Annotated in this window: 1 protein-coding gene; it reads right to left on the bottom strand. The window is 68.5% G+C overall.

The window, feature by feature from the left end; translation table 11 throughout:
- On the bottom strand, window positions 1-1,558 hold a 1,558-nt coding region (locus DD1DGNOD_RS06800; RefSeq protein WP_206442993.1), incomplete at its 3' end, for a hypothetical protein.
- Window positions 1,559-2,017 lie beyond the last annotated feature (459 nt).

The following is a 2,017-nucleotide window of genomic DNA, read 5'->3' as shown; positions in this document are numbered from 1 at the left end:
CGCCAGCTGTCCCGGTCGTCATCGGGACGGGCGCGCAGGTCCTGCAACAACAGGCGCCGCAGCACCGGGCGGAGCACCGGCCTGCCGGCGGTCTCCCGCGTGCACATGTTCTCCTGAAGATTCTGTAACAGGGCCTGCCGATGCTGGATATCGGACGTCCGGCCCAGCGCCGCATGTATCGAACTGGGCTCGATACCCTGTGGTGCGGCACAGGTGACCAGCATCTTCCGCTGGAGCTCCGTGAAAGGGGCGAGCCAGTGGTCCAGAGCATCCCTGCCGAGCGTGCGGCGCGCGGCGCCGGGCCCGCGCTCCCCGCTTTCGATTTCCAACAGGCAGCGGCTGTTCTCCTCCGCCTGTTCCGGTGGACGCCGACGGGCGACGATCCGTAACCCTCGCAGAACATGGCTGGCCGTTCCTGGATGACCGTCGGTGACGCGATGGAGGTCCGTTGCCAGCCGGCGCCACCGGTCGGGCAGGTCTGCGCGTCTGACCAGCAGGCTGACGTCGTTCGCCGTGAGGTCGGGTAATTCCACCGATACCACCATGACCCCGCTTCGTGCGCGTCCGCGCGCCGGCCGCGGGCCCAGTCCGCGTAACCCGCCGCGTCGAGCGGGCGTATCCGGCCCCCCGGGGTGCCGTCGCGGACCGGGTTCCACCCCCGGCTGGCTGCGATCACGACCAGTGGATCGCAGGTGCCGGCGCCCTCCGAAGCCCGTTGATGGCGTTCCTCCACGAGCAGGTGAAGAAACTCCCTGCCGCCGGGGGAATGGTGGACGTTGTCCAGCAGCAGAACGCAGTTGAAAAGGTCGCTGCCGGCCTGCCGGCCGGCAGCGAAACTGTCGTACAGATCGGCGAGGAACATCTTCACCAGCAGCCGCTCCACCTCCTGGCGCGACTCGTCGTCGGCGCCCTGGAGCGCGACCAGGTCGGCCAGGGCGTCCGGGCTGATCGGCTCGGCGGTCCGCCGCGAGCGCTCCGCCCGTTGGAAGGGCCATGTCCGCCGACCGCCCAGCCGGGCCCGCCACTGCATGGAGGCGAGGACGGTCACCGCGGCGGACGCCACATCCGGCAGTTCCAACGAGGCGAGCACGGGGCTGACAATCCTGATGATGTCGTCACGGTTGCGCTCCGCCCAGGTCCGGTCGCGCAGCAGCCTGGTGATCTGGTACAGGGTCTGGATGCGATCGTTCATCTCCAGCTCGCTGGCCAGGATGAGCAGGCAGGTGTACAGCCGGTCGAAAGTGATACGCCGATAACCGGGCACCTTCCCGGCAAGACCGAAAGCGGTCCGGACCAGGATCTCGCGGGCCGGGGAGATGTCACGCCCCGGCGCCGGCTGCCGTCCCGTTCCGCCCAGATTCAGCCGGACGTGCGGCACGGCCGCGCACCATCGTTCGATCTCGTCGAGCACGGCGCTCCGGCCGATGCCCGGGGGCCCGAGCAGCAGGACAATCGGCAGGTCGCGGTTCCGCGCCTCGTCGGAACGGTCCAGGCACTCCTTCATCAGCCGCCGGACCGGTTCCTCCCGGCTTCGGGAGATGGCCGTTCGCTCGCTCATCGGGCAGCCTGTCGGCTGCTGCCAGACAAGCGTGAAACGCACCGTGGGGCGGTCGCGTCGATCGCCGACAACATCTCACCAGGGCACATGCACATATCCATCCGACGAAGTGCGGAGGACGAGCCGGCCAGCCCGGCCGCATCCGCGGCACCAGGATCTGTGACGCCAAGATCTGTGGCAGCAGAGTCTGCGGCGGCAGGACGTGGGCAGGGTTCGGGCCCATCAACCCAGAGCGTACAACCGCTTACATACCGGACGGTTCCCGGGCCGATCCACCTGGATGCCCGATGGGCATGTCATCCTGGCCCATCCTCGGCACACGTCCGCCGGAAAATCCCGGACGACCACACGGATTCCCGGCCGAGAAAGGATGTCGATGAGCGGAGCCATGACGTTGAAAATCGGGTCCGCCTGGCAGGCGAACGCTCCCCACCGTGCGTTCAGCGGCATCGTCGGAAG

It is taken from the genome of Candidatus Protofrankia californiensis, assembly GCF_900634765.1.
Lineage (GTDB): Bacteria > Actinomycetota > Actinomycetes > Frankiales > Frankiaceae > Protofrankia > Protofrankia californiensis.
This window is presented reverse-complemented; position numbering and strand designations above follow the sequence as displayed.